We start from the raw sequence: 18,689 nt of genomic DNA on the forward strand, positions 1-18,689 counted from the left end.
CATCCCGCCCAAGCGCAACCGCAAGGCCCAGCGGTCTTACGACACCGATCTCTACAAGGAACGCAACCGTATCGAGCGCTTCTTCAGCAAGCTCAAGCACTTCCGCCGCGTCGCCACTCGATATGACAAATTGCTCGCCAACTTCATGGGCTTCGTCAAACTCGCTGCAATCGCAATATGGCTCAGATAGTTAAATCATCACCACAACCTAGAGTATTTTGCAGTCAGACGAAATCGTCTGGCGTCGCAGAAATGCGGCTAAAACAAAGACTTAAAGCGGGCTGCGTGAATCTGAAAGAAAAGCGACAGGCTTTTGGCTTATTCCTTATCTGGGGCATGCAGAAAGCGATTGCTGATCTCTTTGCGCGCATTTTCGGTAGCGCTCAACACCAGTGTCACGCTGCCATCTTCATTATCGGTGCGTTTCACCACATCACCATTGCGGTAAAGCCAGTCGATTTGCGCTAATTTATCGGCCGCCAAGGTGATGGTCATCTGCGCCAGTTCGCCCGATACACGCTCTTCAATCACGGACAGCAAGCGCTCAAAGCCTTCGCCACTGATGGCTGAAATGGCAACAGGTGTGCGCGCCTTATCGGAAACAGCCTGCCCCAGCAGCCGCTCTCGATTTGTCTCATCCAGCAGATCGATCTTGTTCCAGACTTCCACAACATGGCCCTGATCTGTGGCGTCCACACCAAGATCAGCCAGAATCTGCTCGACATCGTCTGCCTGGGCAGCCGTATCGGGATCAGAAATATCGCGCAGATGCAGCACCAGATCCGCCTCGACCACTTCTTCCAAAGTGGCGCGAAAAGCAGCCACCAGATGAGTGGGAAGATCAGAGATAAAACCGACCGTATCCGACAGGATCACCTTTGTGCCATGCGGCAGGCGCAGACACCGCAAGGTCGGGTCCAACGTGGCAAACAGCATATCCTGCGCCAACACGCCCGCCCCCGTCAGCCGGTTGAACAGGGTTGATTTGCCCGCATTGGTATAGCCAACGATAGCAACAACCGGAAACGGCACTTTTCGACGCTTGGCCCGGTGCAGATCACGTGTGCGACGCACCGTTTCAAGTTCACGTTTCAGCTTGGTGATCTTGTCCTGAAGCGCGCGCCGGTCAGACTCAATCTGGGTTTCACCCGGGCCGCCTAAAAAACCTGCACCACCGCGCTGGCGCTCAAGGTGGGTCCAGCTACGCACCAGCCGTCCCTTCTGATAGTTCAGATGGGCAAGCTCCACCTGAAGCGCGCCTTCCTTGGTGCGGGCGCGTTCTCCAAAAATCTCAAGGATCAGCCCGGTACGGTCCAGCACCTTGACGTCCATTTCCTTTTCGAGATTTCGTTGCTGCACCGGTGTCAGCGGATGATCGACAATCACCAGTTCCGCGTCACTTTCTTCAACCAGCGCTGCAATCTCAGCCACTTTTCCAGAGCCGAGCAATGTGCCCGGCCGTGGATCATTGACGGTCACGATCAAAGTGTGAACGGGATCAAGGGCAATGGCGCGCGCCAGCCCCACAGCTTCATCATGGCGCGCCTGTGACGAGCGTGTCAGGCGCGGGCGCGCCGTATCTTCGGCTGCCATCGGGCGCGTCAATACGGGTACGACAACAACAGCGCGCGTTTGCGCCATCCCGTTCATGTCCGTTTTATCAGCGTCCTCGTGGTCGCGGGCCAATCAGCTTCAGCCTTCCTCATCCTCAAACATCTGCACGGGCTGGCTCGGCATGATCGTGGAGATGGCATGTTTATAAACGAGTTGCGAATGCCCGTCGCGGCGCAGCAGAACACAAAAATTGTCAAAAGACGTGACAACACCCGTCAGCTTCACACCATTGATGAGAAATATGGTGAGAGGATTTTTGCTTTTACGAACCGAGTTCAGGAAAAGGTCCTGGAGATTTTGCGAGCGTTCGGCCATTTTTCTTAATCTTCCCGCCGTATCCCTTTGTGTCTGACAGTGACTGCGCCCATAGCATATGAGCATGCCCAGCCCGCAAACAACCCTGCCGCGGCGACGCAAGCAGGGCGAGATTTATGATTGTTTACACCTTGCGGTTATCAGGCTGGACTTTTTTCTGCAATCTTTAAAAACCCCTGCACGATGAAAGTCGGGCAATAAGCCGATCACCAGCGCGTCGATAACAGGTCTGTCACAGGATCTTCAAAAACAAAAAAGCGGAGCACTGGCTCCGCTTCCTCGTCTGTCGCAGTCACCGCCGGTACATCCGCGGTCGGTTCTCATGTCGACACCTCAGCCTTATAAAGAGCCAATGTAACAACAATACGACAGTTGCCATTAAAGTGCGCTGCACATGGTTAATAAAGAGTTAACGCAGTGACCCTTCTTTTAGCGAATAAAACTGTCGATACGGCGCAAGGTAACCCGGCGGTTTTGCCAGTTTTCATTTTGTGTCGGCACCAGAAGAAATTCCTCGCCATAGCCAACCGTCTCCAATGCGCGTGAAGGCACATTATAACGGCGGATCAGCAATTGCCGCAGCGTGGCCGCCCGCCGCTGCGAAAGCAACAGATTGGAAGAGTTGGAGCCGACTGCATCCGTATGCCCTTCAATCAGGAAGCTGGCGCGGCGATCCCGGCGCAAAATACGCTTCATCGCATCAGCAATTGCTTCAACCTTGTGATATTGCGAGGCAGAAATATCTGCCGAGCCGAAATTGAAATTGATCGACTGAATATCAATTGAAGGGGCGGCCCGACGCAGATCAGCCCGGCGCTTGAATTCTTGAACCGTAACACGCTGATTGGGTGCTATCCGCTTGCGCGGCGACGCATCAAGCTGACGCTCGATTCTGGCGGCTGAAGGCATCTGTCCTTGCGCAAAGGCCGCGCCCGGCAAGACCATGGTGGCAATCAGGGCGGTGGTAAAGCTGCGACGATTGAACATGCTGTTTTCCTTGTGTTTGCCCGTTCACTGATCCGGGCCTTGCAGCCAATATGGCCTGTCTTGCCTGAAGCCAGAATGAACGGCCTGTTCACTTAGAGCGCCGTGCGTCCTGTCGGACGCACAAAGGACGCTCTAACTCTTTGAATGAGCATCGGAATTATCCAAAAACCGATTCCACTTTTTGGTCCGATGCTCTAACGCATGACAATGGCCATACGCTCGTCAAAACTTAGCGGTTGAATGACCTCATGACTTTGGCCAACCGGGTGAAAACCCATTTTCTGATAGAGCGGCAGGGCTGCCGGATGGTCCAGCGTACAGGTTTGCACTGTCACCAATCGTGGCTGCGTCTCCCAGCAGACAGACAGGGCAGATCCCAGGAACCAGCGGCCCAGCCCCTGCCCCATTGCGTGTTTCATCAGACCAAAATAACCGAGATCCACAACCCCCGGCGTTGCGCGGCTGAGATCAAAAAAACCGGCTGGCGACCCCTCCAGATACAGCACCCAGACTTCACGGTCCTTACCATGAAGCTCTTTGAGCAACTCCTCATCACTTTGACGCAAAGTATGGACCCAGCTCCATTTTCTTCCAACCCTGTCGGTAAGATAGCGGTAAAAATGCAGCGGAATATCATGTGTCCTGAGCAGTGCAATCTGCCGATTGCCGGGCAATGGCGGAAATGAAGTGGGGCGTACCTCCATCTCAAGAAACACCACCGTGACCTCAATCGGCTCCGGTTGCATCTGGCGCATCAGGATTGCGCCGCCTTGCCCGCGCCAGTCTCGACCGGCGTGTCGGAAAGACTGCCCCATTCGGTCCATGAGCCGTCATAAAGACGGTTGTCACCATGACCCAGCGTCTCCAGCGCCAGGGTCAACGCTGCCGCCGTAATGCCCGATCCGCAGGAGGTAATGATCGGGCGCGTCAGATCAAGGCCAGCCTCTTCAAACAATCTGCACAATTGCGGTATCGGCAAAAGCATTCCGTCTTTCGACAGCGTGTTTACAGGCACATTATAGGCGCCGGGCATATGGCCGGAGCGCACACCCGCCCGTGGTTCCGGCTCTGTGCCAGCAAAGCGCCCTGCTCCGCGCGCATCGGCAATCTGGCTTTTACGCTCATCAACGATCTTGCGCATTTGCGCCAGGCTGACCACACTTTTTTCATCAAATTCAGCATGAAAGACACAAGGGGCAATTTTGGTGGCCTGTGAAGTTGTGGGGCGCGCCTGCGCCTTCCAGTTGTCGAAACCGCCATCCAGCACAAACACCTGATAAACGCCCATGATGCGAAACATCCACCAGGCACGGGGGGCCGAGAAAAATCCCGGGCCATCATAGATGACAATGGTGTCATCAGCAGAAATGCCAAGTGTACCAACAAAACGGGAAAAATACTGCGGGCCTGGCAAGCTATGCGGCAGGTTGGATGCCGGATCAGAAACCGCATCCTGATCTAAAAAGACAGCGCCCGGAATATGGGCTGCTTCATATTCCGCACGTGGATCACGGTTATGTGCAGGCAGATACCACGAGGCATCGACAATGGTCACACCCGGCTTGCCAAGCTGCTGCTGCAACCAGTCGGCATCCACCGTAAACGGGCTATCAGCCGCCATTTTAAGTTTCCCTCTGATAATCTCACTTTTAATCTTTTAATATAGTGGATTTAGAGCATTTTGTGAGCATAGATGGTATTATCTGGCGCAAGCACAAATACGGCTAAGACAAAAAATACCCTAGGAAACAGGCAAAGGCCCGAAACGCAAACGAAAGCGACGGTTTTCGCGCCCCTTCTTTTCAATCTTGCCAATATGGATTTCGCCGATTTCGGCAGTGCTGGCCACATGGGTGCCGCCACAGGGCTGGCTGTCTATGTGACCACCCTCGCCAATGCAGACAAGCCTTACGCCCCCCACACCTTGTGGCGGGCGCACATTCTTGGATTTCACCAGTCCCGGATTGGCGATGAGTTCACTCTCCTCAATCTGGCGAATAAAGACAGGATGGTCGGCACGAACCAGTTCCATCAGTTTCTCTGTCGTCTCTTCCTTGGTCAGACCGGCATCGGGAAGATCAAAATCAATGCGCGAATCCTCAGATGAAACGGCAGCCCCCGTAATCGGATAAGGGCAAATAACGGTCAGCAGATGACAGGCGGTGTGCATGCGCATCAAAAGATGGCGGCGCGGCCAGTCAATCGCAATCCTGAGCGCTTCACCAGGCAGAATCAGCGCCTGATCGGGCGCTGGAACATGAATGATCTCATTCTTTGTCTGGCCGGTAATGGTTGCAGCTATTTCAATGCGGCTGCCGTCAGAACGCTCAAAATAGCCGATATCGCCGGGTTGCCCGCCCGAGGTCGCATAAAAAATGGTGCGGTCTAAAATAATGCCGCCACGGTCATTGACCGCCAATACGCTTGCCTCTGTCTGTTTGAGATAAGAATCATCACGAAACAGCGCTTGCGTATTCAGTCCCATCATTCCACCTGCTCATAAGGCACATCAATCTCCACTTTCTTCTCCATCCAGCCCGGAACAGGCAAGCCCTTTGTTCTCAGGAACTGCGGATTGAACAGTTTTGACTGATAGCGCGTGCCATAATCGCACAAAATGGTCACGATGGTGTGACCGGGGCCGAGTTCTTTGGCCAGCCTTATCGCCCCGGCAATATTGATGCCGGTGGAGCCGCCAACACAAAGCCCCTCTTCTTCAACAAGATCAAAGATGATCGGCAGCGCCTCTTCATCCGGGATCTGATAGGAAAAATCGGGCAAAAAACCATCAAGATTGGCGGTAATACGCCCCTGCCCGATGCCTTCGGTAATCGAATCGCCCTCAGAGCTGAATTCACCGCTGGTATAATAGCTGTAAAGAGAGGCGCCCAAAGGATCAGCCAGCCCGATTTTGATATCACCACTGTGCTGGCGAAGTCCTTCGGCGACACCGGCCAATGTGCCGCCCGAACCAACGGCGGCAACAAAACCGTCGATCCTGCCGCCGGTCTGCTCCCAGATTTCCCGGGCCGTGGTGTGAACATGGCCATCGCGATTGGCCACATTGTCAAACTGATTGGCCCAGACTGCACCATTGGGTTCGCTCTGCGCAAGCTGGGCTGCCAGACGACCGGAAAGTTTTACATAATTGTTTGGATTGCGATAAGGCACAGCCGGAACCTCGATCAGTTCCGCCCCCAGCACCTTAATCGCATCCTTTTTTTCCTGCGCCTGCGTGTCGGGAATGATGATGACCGTGCGATACCCTAACGCCTTGGCGACAAGGGTCAGGCCGATGCCGGTATTTCCGGCAGTGCCTTCCACAATCACGCCCCCGGGTTGCAACAGGCCCCGCTTTTGCGCATCACGAATGATAAACAGGCCAGCCCGGTCCTTCACCGACTGGCCCGGATTCATGAATTCCGCCTTGCCAAGAATTTCGCAGCCCGTTTCCTCCGAGGCCCTGCGCAGTCTGATAAGCGGCGTATTGCCAATGGCGTCAATCACCGAGCTTTGCATGTTCATTCCTTAAAATCAGAGCATTTGGCACTGAAAATAGAAGCCGCCCCCCTGCCCTTCAAGGACGCTTTTTTCAGCATTCTGCTATTTTCAGGTAAAATATTCCTCGGAAAGATTAAGTCATATTCATATTGCGGCGCAACATAATTGACTTGCAATCTGCCGCCATCTGCATCATATGCACATCATAGGCGCATGGGCCGTGAAAAATCGGCTTTCTCCATGGATGGGACTGGTTGCGTCTGTTTCTCACTCCTGCTGGGTTTTAGCAGGCTTGCTTCTTTTTAGCAGGGTGATGAACAAGCCCCGCAGTATGAAAATTGCGGGCGCGACAGCGCAGCCGAGCAGATAAATATCTGCCGCCTTGTCGTTTCACGAATTATATTGAGGCAGGTTGCGCCCTGCCACGCATATTTGCGGCTGCACGCCGCATGAAAGAAGATAAATTTGACCACTGAAATCATTGCAGAGCCAACCGGCTTTGCCGCACTGGGTATTTCCGGACAATTGCTCAAAGCCACGCATGCTGCCGGTTATACCGAACCCAAACCCATTCAGCTGCAGGCCATTCCTGCCCAGTTGCAAGGCCGCGATGTCCTGGGCATTGCCCAGACAGGCTCGGGCAAGACAGCAGCTTTTGCCCTGCCGATCCTGTCAAAAATCATTGGACTGGGCACCAGGCGTCGCCCCAGAACAGCACGCGCGCTTATTCTGGCACCCACCCGCGAACTGGCCGTACAGATTGAAGACACCATCAAGACACTGGCCAAAGGGGCGCATGTTTCCACCGCACTTGTGCTGGGCGGTGTTTCACGCAGTTCGCAGGTCAAGCGCATTGCCCCCGGCGTTGATTTTCTGGTCGCAACACCAGGCCGGCTGACCGATCTGGTTCGCGAAAAAGACCTGATTTTATCCGAGACGACATGGCTGGTGCTGGATGAAGCCGACCGCATGCTCGATATGGGCTTCATCAATGATGTGCGCCGCATTGCCAAGGCCACCCATCCTGCCCGGCAGACAGCCTTGTTTTCCGCCACCATGCCCGATGAAATCGCTGATCTGGCCAAGGGCTTGCTGCATGATCCGGTTCGCGTCGAAGTCGCGCCACAAGGCACGACGGCCACAGAAATCAAGCAGGGCGTGATCCTTGCCCGTCTCAAGCAAAAGCGACAGATCCTGTCAAAAATGCTGAAAGATGAAGAGACAATGCGCTCCGTCATCGTCTTTGCCCGCACCAAGCATGGCGCAGACCGCGTCACACGCGATCTGGAGCGCGATGGCTTTGAAGCGGCTGTCATCCACGGCAACAAGAGCCAGAATGCTCGCCAGAAGGCGCTGAACGGGTTTCGTGATGGATCGGTGCGCATTCTTGTCGCCACCGATATTGCCGCACGCGGCATCGACGTTCCCGGCATCAGCCATGTGGTGAATTTCGATCTGCCCGATGAGGCAGAAAGCTATGTGCACCGCATTGGCCGCACCGGTCGCAACGGGCAGGACGGCACCGCCATCACCATGGTCGATCCGGCTGAAAACGCCAAATTGAAGCAGGTTGAGCGCATCATCCGCATGAAACTTCCGGTTCTGGCCGATCATCTGGCTGAAGCAGACCCGCAGCCAAAGCCGCGCCAGAGCAATGGGAGCACAAAACAGCAAAATTCTGCAGACAGGCTAAAAGCGGCAAATGATCGTCAGCCCTCGCAGGACAATAAACGTGACAGCAAGCGCGCGGCCCCCAAAGGCAGGCCCCGTAAGGCTTCCAACACCAACCGGCACTGGCCTGAAAAAGCCAATGCGCCGCGCCCGGCAGGCGAACGCATGCCGGACGGTACAAAGTCGCGCAAGTTTAACCGTCGCCCGCGCAAAGCCGCGGCCCATGTGGCGTAATTTGTAATCAAAATGAAAAACGGCGGGAAATTATTTTCCCGCCGTTTTTCATTCTGTTGCATGTTTCAAAGCTTATACCAGTCGCGACTGCTCCACCGCTGCTGCAATGAAACTGGCAAATAGCGGGTGCGGCTCCAGCGGGCGGCTCTTCAACTCAGGATGATACTGCACACCGATAAACCATGGGTGGTCAGGATATTCGATCGTCTCGGGCAAAACGCCGTCAGGTGACATGCCTGAAAATTTAAGGCCGCTTTCTTCCAGCCGTGCCTTGTAGTCGACATTAACCTCATAACGATGGCGATGACGCTCTGAAATCTCGGTCGCGCCGTAAATTTCCGCAATTCTTGAATCCGGCTCCAGCTTTGCCTTGTAAGCGCCCAGACGCATGGTGCCGCCAAGATCACCACTTGCCTTGCGCTTTTCCAGCATATCGTCCTTCAGCCACTCGGTCATCAGGCCGACAACCGGCTCCTTGGTCGGGCCAAATTCGCTGGAAGACGCATTTTCAATACCTGCCAGCGCCCGCGCCGCCTCAAGACAGGCCATTTGCATACCAAAGCAGATGCCGAAATAAGGCACATTGTGCTCACGCGCAAAGCGGGCAGCCAGAATTTTTCCTTCTGCACCACGCGCGCCAAAACCGCCCGGAACCAGAATACCATGCACCTTTTCAAGATAGGGAACAGGGTCTTCTTTCTCAAAGATGTCGGCTTCGATCCATTCAAGCCTTACCTTCACCTGATTGGCCAGCCCGCCATGAGAGACCGCCTCAATCAATGATTTATAGGCATCCTTGAGGCTTGTATATTTGCCGACAATGGCAATGGTGACCTCGCCTTCCGGATTATGGATGCGCCGCGCCACCCCTTCCCAGCGTTCCAGACGCGGCTTGGGCGCCGGCTCAATGCCGAAAGCAGCCAGCACCTCAGAATCCAGCCCTTCCTGATGATAGGCCATCGGAACATCATAGATATGCTTGACATCCAGCGCCTGGATGACGGCCGTCTCGCGCACATTGCAAAATAAGGAAAGTTTGCGCCGCTCTTCCTTCGGGATATGCCGGTCGGCGCGCACCAGAAGAATGTCGGGCGCAATGCCGATGGAGCGCAGTTCCTTGACCGAATGCTGGGTTGGCTTGGTTTTCAATTCACCCGCCGCCTGTATCCACGGCATCAAGGTCAGATGGACATAAACCGCCTGCCCACGCGGCAGATCATTGCCAAGCTGGCGGATCGCCTCCAGAAAAGGCATGGCTTCAATATCGCCAACAGTTCCGCCGATTTCACACAATACGAAATCATAATCCTCATTGCCGTCGGTAATGAAATTCTTGATCTCGTCAGTGACATGGGGAATGACCTGAACTGTCGCGCCCAGATAGTCGCCGCGCCGTTCCTTCTCGAGGATGTTTTGATAGATACGTCCGGTGGTGATGCTGTCCTGCCGGTTGGCGGACCTGCCGGTAAAGCGCTCATAATGCCCAAGATCGAGATCGGTTTCGGCCCCATCATCGGTCACGAACACCTCACCATGCTGATAAGGGCTCATCGTGCCGGGGTCGATATTGAGATAGGGATCGAGCTTCTTGAGACGCGCACGATAACCGCGCGCCTGCAACAAGGCTCCAAGAGCCGCAGAAGCTATACCTTTACCGAGCGAGGAGACCACGCCGCCAGTGATGAAAACATATCGCGCCATGGGAACCATCGCTTAGCGCAGCCGAACCATTTTAGCCAGTGGAAAAACCCGCCGCATTGGTTTTTCCCGGCTTTGTTTATGCAGGCAAAGTCAGTGCAAGCAAAAAGGGCCAGCTTTTGCCAGCCCTCATGCTCGTCTTTAATTAAATCTCAGAGAACGACGACTTTGGTGCCGGTCTTCACGCGCCGGTAAAGATCAATCACATGATCATTGATCATCCGAAAGCAGCCATTCGACGAATCAGTGCCGATTGTCTGGGGCTGATTGGTGCCGTGAATACGCAAGTAAGTATCCTTCTTGCCTTCATAAAGATAGATGGCGCGCGCACCCAGCGGATTGTCCGGGCCGCCCGACATGCCATCCTTGTAACGGCCATATTTATGCGGCTCACGCTGCTGCATGTCCTTGGTGGGAATCCAGCGTGGCCATTCCTGCTTGTCGCCGACAATCGTGCTGCCCTTGTATTTCATCCCGTCGCGACCAACCGCAATGGCATAGCGGCGCGCCGTAAAAGGCGTCTCAACCAGATAAAGGCGATGCGCGCTGGTATCGATGACGATGCTACCCGGCTCATAGCCGGTAAAGCGCACCTGTTGCGGTTCAAACTCAGGTTTTACGGTAAATTTCTTCCGAGCCTGACGCTCCTGCAAAACAGAATCAAGCGCCCGTGTTTCAGGCAGATAGGCAATATTGTTACCACCTGCGGAAGCGCCAGAGCCAAACAGGCCGCTGAGCAGGCCGCCCTTGCGCTGCGGCTGAACATCACGCGGCTCACTGCGCAATTCACCATTATTGCCATTGCGCACAATCGCCATCACATCTGCCGAGAGCGGTTGCTGGACCGTTTCAACAGGCTGTGGCTTTGGTGCGGCCTGCTTTACAGGCGCCTGGCGTGCAGGTGCTGCACCTGCCACTCTGCTTTGCGCACGCTTTTCCTGAAATGCCTTGCGACGGGCCTCGGCTTTTGCCTTGGCAGCCTCACGCATGGCCAGTTTTCTGGCCTCGACGGCCTTGGCGCGCGCCTGAGCCTGCTCGATCTTGACCTGTTTTTCCAGTTCCTTGATACGAGCCTGATCTTCAGCGGTCAGCTTCTTCTTGCGCTTTAGCGCCTTCAATTCGGCACTGGCGCTTTTTGCAGCGACTTCCAGCACATTGCCAGCACTTGGGCTAACATTTGAGGCAGCATCTGGCCCCACAGGTGCAGCAAGAGCGGCAACCGGGGCGGCATAGGCTGGTGCGCTGGCAAACAGGCTGGCGCACAGGCTCATAAATATGAATCTGCGAAACTGCATGGCAAAAAATTCCGATCAGAAAAGCACTTGCCTGAAACATGCCCCCGGTCATCCGTCAGGCACTATATTTATCTTATAATCGATTGGCCATGGGCTTCTCAAGAGCAGGCGGGCTGCCTCAACCGGCAATTTTTCGTGATGGAATATATTTAGGAAAAGCTGTGTTCAGGCAACAACAGTTTTTTGCAAAGTTGATTTTTAAAAAACCGAACCGGCGGTGCTTTTGAAAAAGCGCCGCCGGTTCAAAGTTAAAAAGTCAAAAAATCTTTAGCCCCATCATTGAGGCTTAGTTACTTAGTTATTAGGAACCTGCGGCTGTCCGCTTTCAACCGGTGCCGGTACACCATCAACCGCAGCCGGTTCATTTGCGGCTGGAACCGAAGGCGCAACCTGTCCCGGAAGCTGGTCCAGAACGCCGCCCTGCCCTGCCGGCAGGCTCTGCTGCTGGGTTGTGGTTGGAACGCGATCAAGAATATCGGTTGGCTTGGCGCCGTAGCGGGCCAGAAGCGACAGGCCGAGCGATGTGATGAAAAAGGCCGCAGCCAGAATTGCCGTAACACGTGTCAAGGCATTTGCAGCACCACGTGCGGTCATGAAACCCGACCCACCGCCAATGCCCAGTCCTCCGCCCTCGGAGCGCTGGACCAGCACCACGCCAACAAGCGCGAGCACGATCATGAGGTGGATGACGATAAGTACGGTTTCCATAAATCTATCCTGACGATGCCTGACGGCCTTTTGGAAGGCGGCTCCATACAATGCTTTGACGGTTTTTCCAAGTCCGCACCTGCAATAAGCCTGATGCCAGCCTATGTAGGGATGCTGGCAACCTTACACCAGCCATGTTTTTTAAAAATGCCTGTAAGCTTCTGCAATGCCTAAAAAATCCGCAGCTTTCAGGCTTGCGCCACCAATCAATGCGCCATCCACATTGGCGACCGCCAGCAATTCCGACGCATTGGCGGGTTTGACCGAGCCGCCATATAAAATGCGCATGGTCCGGGCTTTTTGCCCCAGCCTTTCTTCAAGGCGGGCGCGGATATGTGCATGGGCAGAGGCCACATCATCAACTGTCGGGGTCAGGCCGGTGCCGATGGCCCAGACCGGCTCATAGGCAATAATGGTGTTTTCTGCACTGGCACCTAGTGGCACCGAGCCTTCAATCTGGCGTGACAACACCTCCAGCGTCTCATCCGCCTGCCGCTGACCATGGGTTTCCCCAATACAAATAATGGCAACCAGCCCCCCACGCCAGGCAGCTTCAGCCTTGGCATGCACCGTGGCATCGCTTTCACCATGATCGGTCCGGCGTTCCGAATGGCCGACAATGACATGGCTGGCGCCCGCATCTTTCAGCATTTCAGCCGAAATATCACCTGTATGAGCACCGCTTGCGCTGGCATGGCAATCTTCGCCACCGGCCTGAACCGGCGTAGCCGCCAAGAGTTCAGCCGCCCGATGCAACAAGGTTGCCGGAACGCAGACAAGCGCCTGCGCCTTTGCCTCAAGGCCTTGTGCAAAACCGGCGCCGATTGCCCGCAACTCATCAAGCGAAGCACTGGTTCCGTTCATCTTCCAGTTGCCGGCAACCAGCGGTCTAATTCCTGGCGTCATGGTTCTCTTCTATCTCTCATTAATGGGCCTATATACGCCTTCAGTAGCAAAATCGAACCACAAAGCAATCGACAGCCGCGCTCAAGGAGGCTATTGCCCTTAGGCCTTGTCTAAATTCGGAAGTGAATATGCTCGATAGTCTGCGAAAAGCCGCGGGAACATGGGTCGCCAAGATACTGCTCCTCATATTGGTGCTCAGTTTTGCCGTTTGGGGCATCTCCGGTCAGGTCTCAGGCGTCCTGGGCGGGCATGAAACCGTCGTCAGGGTTGGCGGCACATCTGTGTCGGTCAATGAATATCGTCTGGCGCATGACCGGCAGACCAATGCCCTTTCCCAGCAATTTGGCCAGCGGCTGACACAGGAACAGATCAACATGCTGGGATTGAACCAGCAGGTGCTGGCCCAACTCGTTTCCGGCGCATTGCTGGACGAGCAGGCACGCAAGATGGGTCTGGGCATTTCACAGGATCGCCTTGCCGCCCTCACACATGAGGATCCGGCCTTTCAAGGCGCCAACGGCCAGTTCGACCGGCGCATGTTTGACTATGTATTGCAACAGGTCGGGATGCATCCTGAAGACTATCTCCATAACCGCGCGCAAGTGGCGCGCCGCCAGCAGATCATCGAGGCCGCAACCGATGGCATCAAGGCGCCCGATGCCTTCCTGAAGGCTTTTGCGCTTTACCAAGGTGAAGATCGCACGGTTGACTATCTGGTGCTGCCCAAAATGCTGGTCGAACCCGTCGCATCCCCGTCAGAAAGCGATCTGTCTGCCTATTTTGAGCAGAACAAACAAACCTATGCCGCACCTGAATATCGCAAATTCTCTTATGTCCGGCTTGAGCCGGAAGACATTATGGATGTTGCCGCCATTAGCGACGAACAGGTGGCTGAAGATTATGAGCGCAACCGGTCGCTGTTTACCACGCCTGAAACCCGAAAGATCGAGCAGATCGTCTTTTCGTCCGAACAGGAAGCACAAACGGCACGTGATTCGATCAATAGCGGCGCAACCTTCGACAGGGTCTATGCCGCGCAGGGCAAGACAGAAGCCGATGTCCAGCTTGGGACACTGACCAAAGACCAGATCGCCGATCCGGCCATTGCCGATGCTGCTTTCGGGCTTGGCCTGAATGAGATCAGCCAGGTGGTAAAAGGCACATTTGGCCCCGTTCTTTTGCGGGTCACGCAAATCGAGGCCGAAGTGGCAAAGCCGCTTGCTGAAGTTTCCGACCAGATTCGCAAGGATCTGGCGCTGAGCGAGGCAAGCCGCCTTCTGGTTGAAGTGCATGATGCCTATGAAGACAACCGTGCTGCTGGCGACACCATGCAAGAGGCTGCCGCCAAACAGCGCCTGAAAGTTATTTCCATTGAGGCCATCGACCGGACAGGGCGCGCGCCCGATGAAACCATCATCGACAATCTGCCGGAATCGGCAAATCTCATCCGCTCTGTGTTTGAAGCAGAAACCAATATTGAAAATGAAGGACTGACCACTGCCAATAATGGCTACCTGTTTTATGAGGTTGACGCTGTGACGCCGGCGCGCGAACGTACGCTTGATGAGGTGCGTGAGCGCGTTCTTGCCGACTGGACAGCCCAGGAAACTGAAAAAAGACTGCTGGCCAAAGCAGAGGAACTGGAACAGCGCATCGCACAAGGCGATGACATGGAGGCAATTGCCGCCGAGCTTGCACTGGAAAAACAAACCAAGCGCGGCCTGAAGCGCTCTGTCGATGACGCAGATTTTGGCCGCGAAGGTGCTGCCAGCATCTTTGAGGTCGGCGAAAACGGGTCCGGTATTATTCCTGCCCCCGTCGGCAATGCGCAGATCCTGTTCAAGGTCGTTCAGGTGACCGCACCTGCCGGCGCCGATGCCAGCACAGTTCCCGATACGACGCGCAATTCATTTGCCGCCGGTCTTTCCGGCGACCTGCTCGATCAGCTTGTGAGCCGGTTGCAAAATGAGTATCCAATCGAGATCGACCAGATCGCCATATCAAATGCGCTGTTAAGATGAGCAGTACACTAAAACCCTTCATTGCAAGCGTTTCTTCAGGCAAGCCTCTGAATTTTGAAGAAGCGCGTGAAGCGTTTGACATCATCATGTCGGGCGACGCCACGCCCGGCCAGGTCGGCGGTTTCCTCATGGGGCTGCGGGTGCGCGGCGAAACTGTCGATGAAATTTCCGGCGCAGTCGAGACAATGCGCGCCAAGATGCTGCCCGTTTCAGCTCCTGCCAATGCCGTCGATATTGTCGGGACCGGCGGCGACGGGCTGCACAGCTATAATATCTCCACCGCATCGGCCTTTGTCATGGCGGCCAGCGGCGTTCCGGTCGCCAAGCATGGCAATCGCAGCCTGTCTTCCTTAACCGGGACAGCCGATGTTTTAACCGCCCTTGGCGTCAATATCGAACTGCCGCCTGAAGCCATCACCCGCTGCATCAAACAGGCCGGTATCGGCTTCATGTTTGCCCCTTCCCACCACCCGGCCATGAAGCATGTCGGCCCGGTACGGGTTGAACTGGGAATACGAACCATCTTCAATCTGGTTGGCCCGCTCACCAATCCGGCCCGTGTCCACCGCCAGCTTGTCGGTGTCTTTGCGCCCGAATGGGTGGTACCAGCAGCCGAAGCATTAAAAGCCCTTGGGTCCACTCACGCATGGGTGGTGCATGGCGATGGCTATGACGAAATCACCACCACCGGCGAAACGATGGTGGCGGAACTTGTCGATGGAAAAATGCGCAATTTCACCCTGACCCCGGAAATGCTGGGGTTGGGACGTTATACGATTGAAGATTTGCGCGGCGGGGATGCTCAAACCAATGCCAGAGCATTGCGTGGTGTGCTTTCAGGTGAGCAAGGGGCTTATCACGATACGGTGCTGATGAATGCCGGGGCCGGGCTTGTGGTTGCCGGGCTTGTCAAGGAACTGGACGAGGGCGTCGCCAGGGCGCGCAAAACCATCGCCAGCGGCCGCGCCATCGAGGTTCTTGAGAAATTGATCGAGGTTTCCAACGCTTAGCCATGTCTGATATTCTCAAAAGGATCGAAGCCTATAAGCGAGATGAAATTGCTGCTGCCAAAGCACGTGTTTCACTGGCAGACCTCAAGGCGTGTGCGGCAGATCAAAGCAAGCCGCGCGGCTTTCTCACCGCACTGGAAAGCAGCACAAAAAACAACCGGTTCGGGCTTATTGCCGAGATCAAGAAGGCCAGCCCTTCGCGCGGCGTAATCCGCCCCGATTTTGATCCGCCCACCCTTGCCCGCGCCTATGAGGCAGGTGGCGCTACCTGCCTTTCGGTGTTGACCGATGCTCCCTCATTTCAGGGCGCACCTGAATTTTTGACGCAGGCGCGCGCGGCCACCTCATTGCCTGTATTGCGCAAGGATTTTTTATTCGACACCTATCAGGTGTATGAGGCCCGCGCCTGGGGCGCAGACGCCATTCTCATCATCATGGCCAGCATTGATGATGATATGGCGCGTGCTCTTGAAGATACGGCCTTTGCGCTTGGCATGGATGCCTTGCTGGAAGTCCATGATGAGGCGGAAATGGAACGTGCCTTGCGCCTTTCTTCGCGTCTTGTCGGCATCAACAACCGCAATCTGCGCAGTTTTGAGACCAGTCTTGAAACGTCGGAAAGACTGGCCCCCATGGTCCCTGCCGACCGGATTCTGGTGGGTGAAAGCGGCATTTTTACCCATGCCGATTGCAACAGGCTGGCGGCCAGCGGCATCAAAACCTTTCTTGTCGGGGAAAGCCTGATGAAACAGGATGATGTAACCAGCGCCACCCGCACCCTGTTAGGATTAAATACCGCGGAGGCTTGACGCCGTGACAGACAAACTGCCAGCCAAAACCGGCCTGACCCATATCGGCACGTCCGGTGAAGCGCATATGGTCGATGTCGGCGACAAGCAGGAAACAGCCCGTGAAGCCATCGCGCAAGGGTTTGTTTACATGCGCCCTGAGACACTTGCGATGATTATCGAGGGCAATGCCAAAAAAGGCGATGTTTTAGGCACCGCCCGTATTGCCGGCATCATGGCAGCAAAAAACACCCATAATCTCATTCCTTTATGCCACCCGCTGCTTTTAACCAAAATTGTGGTTGATATTGAGCCTGACCACAGCCTGCCCGGCCTGAAAATTCGTGCCATGGTGCGGGTCAGCGGCAAGACCGGCGTGGAAATGGAAGCCCTGACAGCCGCCTCCGTTACCTGTCTGACCATTTACGATATGGCCAAGGCCGTGGATCGTGGCATGGTCATTTCGGATATAAAAGTGCTGTCCAAATCTGGCGGAAAATCCGGAGATTATCGAGCGGAGAACTGACATGGCACTGCTGGCGGTAGAAGTAGCGCTCCAGCGCATCCTGGAAGATGTTTTACCTCTGGGCGCTGAAACCATACCCCTTGATCAGGCCTATGACCGCGTATTGGCAGAACCGGTTTCAGCATTGCGAACCCAGCCTCCTTTTGATGGCTCGGCCATGGATGGCTATGCCACACGTGGAGTTGATTGTGCTGTTGCAGGAGCCCGGCTTTCGCTCATTGGCGAGGTTGCGGCTGGCAGTGTATTTTCCGGTTCAATAGGCGAACATGAATGTGTGCGCATTTTTACCGGCGCGCCCCTGCCCTCTGGCGCTGATACTGTTGTTATTCAGGAAAATGTCAAAATCCCCACACCCGGGGTGATCGAATTGCTTGAACCCACCGCAACAGGGCAGAATATCCGGCTCGCTGGCATTGATTTTAGGCAAGGCGACCCGCTGATCGAAAAAGGTTGCGTTCTGGGCCCGGCCGCCCTGTCACTGGCGGCGTCCGCCAATCATGCACGCCTTGCTGTCGTGCGCCGTCCTCTTGTTGCCATTATTTCCACAGGCGACGAGCTTTTGCCACCGGGAAGCACTCCCGGCCCCGGCCAGATCATTTCTTCAAACACCTATGGGATTGCCGCTTGCGCCCGCTCGGTCGGTGCGGACGTGCTTGACCTTGGCATTGCGCCGGACCGTAAGGATGCTTTATCAGCACGGGTCAAACAAGCCATGGAAGCTGGTGCTGATGTGCTTGTCACTTCAGGCGGAGCCTCCGTCGGCGATCACGACATTGTTCGCGAGGTTCTGAGCACAGAGGGCATGATTCTTGATTTCTGGAAAATCGCCATTCGCCCCGGAAAACCACTCTTGTTTGGCAAAATGGGCAAAACCCGTTGCCTTGGCCTGCCGGGAAACCCGGTTGCCAGTTTCATATGTTCGCAGGTTTTCCTGAAACCATTGCTGGCCCGTCTTGGCGCACGGCCTTTCGGACAACACATCCGCAACGCCATTTCAGGCGCAGACATGCCCAAAAATGGCCCGCGGCAGGATTATGTGCGCGCGCAGCTTGAAGAGCGCAAGGACGGCCAGTTGATCGCCACACCTTTCAGCATGCAAGATTCCTCCATGCTGCGCATCATGGCCAATGCTGGCGGGCTGATTGTCCGGCCCCCCTTTGCACCTGCCCTTAAAATGGGTGATCTCTGCCCTGTTCTGATTCCCGGCTGATCCTTCCACTTTGCACAGAAGCGTGTCGCAATCTTTCAGATTCACGCAACCCGCTTTAACCCTTTGTTTTTACCTATGTCTTTATCTCGAAACCGGGTCCCGGTTTGAGAGACAGGCTTTAGGGTCGAGACTCAATGGTAATCCCCCCTGAAATTAAGGGTCTTCATTAGTAGAATTTTCTCGGCAAGATGTCTGAGGAGAATTT

General features: G+C 55.2%; 18 protein-coding genes. 7 read left to right on the forward strand and 11 right to left on the reverse strand.

The genetic code is table 11. The annotated features are described in order from the left end of the window. The coding region (locus tag ACFPLB_RS08245) for a transposase (RefSeq protein ID WP_378228878.1) at window positions 1-190 on the forward strand (190 nt) is incomplete at its 5' end. A gap of 128 nt (window positions 191-318) precedes the next feature. Here the strand turns inward: ACFPLB_RS08245 and hflX are convergent. The 7 genes from hflX to ACFPLB_RS08280 all read right to left on the reverse strand — a co-directional run bounded on the left by hflX (window position 319) and on the right by ACFPLB_RS08280 (window position 6,435). After that, window positions 319-1,641 (reverse strand): GTPase HflX, encoded by a 1,323-nt coding sequence (gene hflX, locus ACFPLB_RS08250; RefSeq protein WP_378228879.1) that lies wholly within the window; start codon window positions 1,639-1,641, stop codon window positions 319-321. A 51-nt stretch (window positions 1,642-1,692) separates the two neighbouring features. After that, on the reverse strand, window positions 1,693-1,929 hold the full coding sequence (gene hfq / locus ACFPLB_RS08255) for an RNA chaperone Hfq (RefSeq protein WP_378228880.1): 237 nt from the start codon (window positions 1,927-1,929) through the stop codon (window positions 1,693-1,695). A 429-nt stretch (window positions 1,930-2,358) separates the two neighbouring features. Next, on the reverse strand, window positions 2,359-2,916 hold the full coding sequence (locus ACFPLB_RS08260) for an OmpA family protein (RefSeq protein ID WP_378228881.1): 558 nt from the start codon (window positions 2,914-2,916) through the stop codon (window positions 2,359-2,361). A 194-nt stretch (window positions 2,917-3,110) separates the two neighbouring features. Next, window positions 3,111-3,671, reverse strand: coding sequence for a GNAT family N-acetyltransferase (locus ACFPLB_RS08265; RefSeq protein WP_378228882.1), 561 nt, complete (start codon window positions 3,669-3,671; stop codon window positions 3,111-3,113). Then, a complete protein-coding gene (gene sseA, locus ACFPLB_RS08270) occupies window positions 3,671-4,537 on the reverse strand; it encodes a 3-mercaptopyruvate sulfurtransferase (protein WP_378228883.1) in 867 nt (288 codons plus the stop codon). The genes ACFPLB_RS08265 and sseA overlap by 1 nt, the downstream gene beginning before the upstream one ends. A gap of 120 nt (window positions 4,538-4,657) precedes the next feature. Further along, window positions 4,658-5,401: an alanyl-tRNA editing protein gene (locus tag ACFPLB_RS08275; protein WP_378228895.1), complete on the reverse strand. Its 744-nt coding sequence runs from the start codon at window positions 5,399-5,401 to the stop codon at window positions 4,658-4,660. Beyond that, window positions 5,401-6,435, reverse strand: a complete 1,035-nt coding sequence (locus ACFPLB_RS08280) for a cysteine synthase A (RefSeq protein WP_378228884.1) — start codon at window positions 6,433-6,435, stop codon at window positions 5,401-5,403. Before ACFPLB_RS08280 ends, ACFPLB_RS08275 begins: the two co-directional genes overlap by 1 nt. A gap of 447 nt (window positions 6,436-6,882) precedes the next feature. Between ACFPLB_RS08280 and ACFPLB_RS08285 the strand changes: the two genes are divergently transcribed. Then, window positions 6,883-8,322, forward strand: a complete 1,440-nt coding sequence (locus ACFPLB_RS08285; RefSeq protein WP_378228885.1) for a DEAD/DEAH box helicase — start codon at window positions 6,883-6,885, stop codon at window positions 8,320-8,322. A gap of 72 nt (window positions 8,323-8,394) precedes the next feature. Here ACFPLB_RS08285 and ACFPLB_RS08290 read toward each other — a convergent pair whose 3' ends face one another. From ACFPLB_RS08290 to tpiA, 4 genes are all read right to left on the reverse strand, one after another. Beyond that, entirely contained in the window at window positions 8,395-10,023 is a 1,629-nt protein-coding gene (locus tag ACFPLB_RS08290) for a CTP synthase (RefSeq protein ID WP_378228886.1), read from the reverse strand. Window positions 10,024-10,172: 149 nt separating this feature from the next. Next, on the reverse strand, window positions 10,173-11,315 hold the full coding sequence (locus ACFPLB_RS08295; RefSeq protein WP_378228887.1) for a L,D-transpeptidase: 1,143 nt from the start codon (window positions 11,313-11,315) through the stop codon (window positions 10,173-10,175). A gap of 294 nt (window positions 11,316-11,609) precedes the next feature. Beyond that, a complete protein-coding gene (gene secG / locus ACFPLB_RS08300; RefSeq protein WP_378228888.1) occupies window positions 11,610-12,023 on the reverse strand; it encodes a preprotein translocase subunit SecG in 414 nt (137 codons plus the stop codon). A gap of 141 nt (window positions 12,024-12,164) precedes the next feature. Beyond that, complete coding sequence (gene tpiA, locus ACFPLB_RS08305) at window positions 12,165-12,929, reverse strand: triose-phosphate isomerase (RefSeq protein WP_378228889.1); 765 nt, start codon at window positions 12,927-12,929, stop codon at window positions 12,165-12,167. Window positions 12,930-13,057: 128 nt separating this feature from the next. Here tpiA and ACFPLB_RS08310 point away from each other — a divergent pair, with 128 nt between their 5' ends. From ACFPLB_RS08310 to ACFPLB_RS08330, 5 genes are read left to right on the forward strand one after another with little or no spacing between them, the layout of a single operon-like run. After that, window positions 13,058-14,950, forward strand: a complete 1,893-nt coding sequence (locus ACFPLB_RS08310) for a SurA N-terminal domain-containing protein (RefSeq protein ID WP_378228890.1) — start codon at window positions 13,058-13,060, stop codon at window positions 14,948-14,950. Next, the gene (gene trpD / locus ACFPLB_RS08315; RefSeq protein WP_378228891.1) at window positions 14,947-15,960 is read left to right on the forward strand and encodes an anthranilate phosphoribosyltransferase; all 1,014 of its coding nucleotides are present in this window, start codon (window positions 14,947-14,949) and stop codon (window positions 15,958-15,960) included. The genes ACFPLB_RS08310 and trpD overlap by 4 nt, the downstream gene beginning before the upstream one ends. Window positions 15,961-15,962: 2 nt before the next feature. Next, window positions 15,963-16,769: an indole-3-glycerol phosphate synthase TrpC gene (gene trpC / locus ACFPLB_RS08320; protein WP_378228892.1), complete on the forward strand. Its 807-nt coding sequence runs from the start codon at window positions 15,963-15,965 to the stop codon at window positions 16,767-16,769. Window positions 16,770-16,773: 4 nt separating this feature from the next. Further along, window positions 16,774-17,274 (forward strand): cyclic pyranopterin monophosphate synthase MoaC, encoded by a 501-nt coding sequence (moaC, locus tag ACFPLB_RS08325; protein WP_378228893.1) that lies wholly within the window; start codon window positions 16,774-16,776, stop codon window positions 17,272-17,274. 1 nt (window position 17,275) lies between these two features. Next, a complete protein-coding gene (locus ACFPLB_RS08330; RefSeq protein ID WP_378228894.1) occupies window positions 17,276-18,484 on the forward strand; it encodes a molybdopterin molybdotransferase MoeA in 1,209 nt (402 codons plus the stop codon). The last annotated feature ends 205 nt before the right edge of the window (window positions 18,485-18,689 follow it).

Origin of the sequence: Aquamicrobium segne (assembly GCF_042656785.1) — a bacterium.
In the GTDB taxonomy this organism is placed as follows: domain Bacteria; phylum Pseudomonadota; class Alphaproteobacteria; order Rhizobiales; family Rhizobiaceae; genus Mesorhizobium; species Mesorhizobium segne.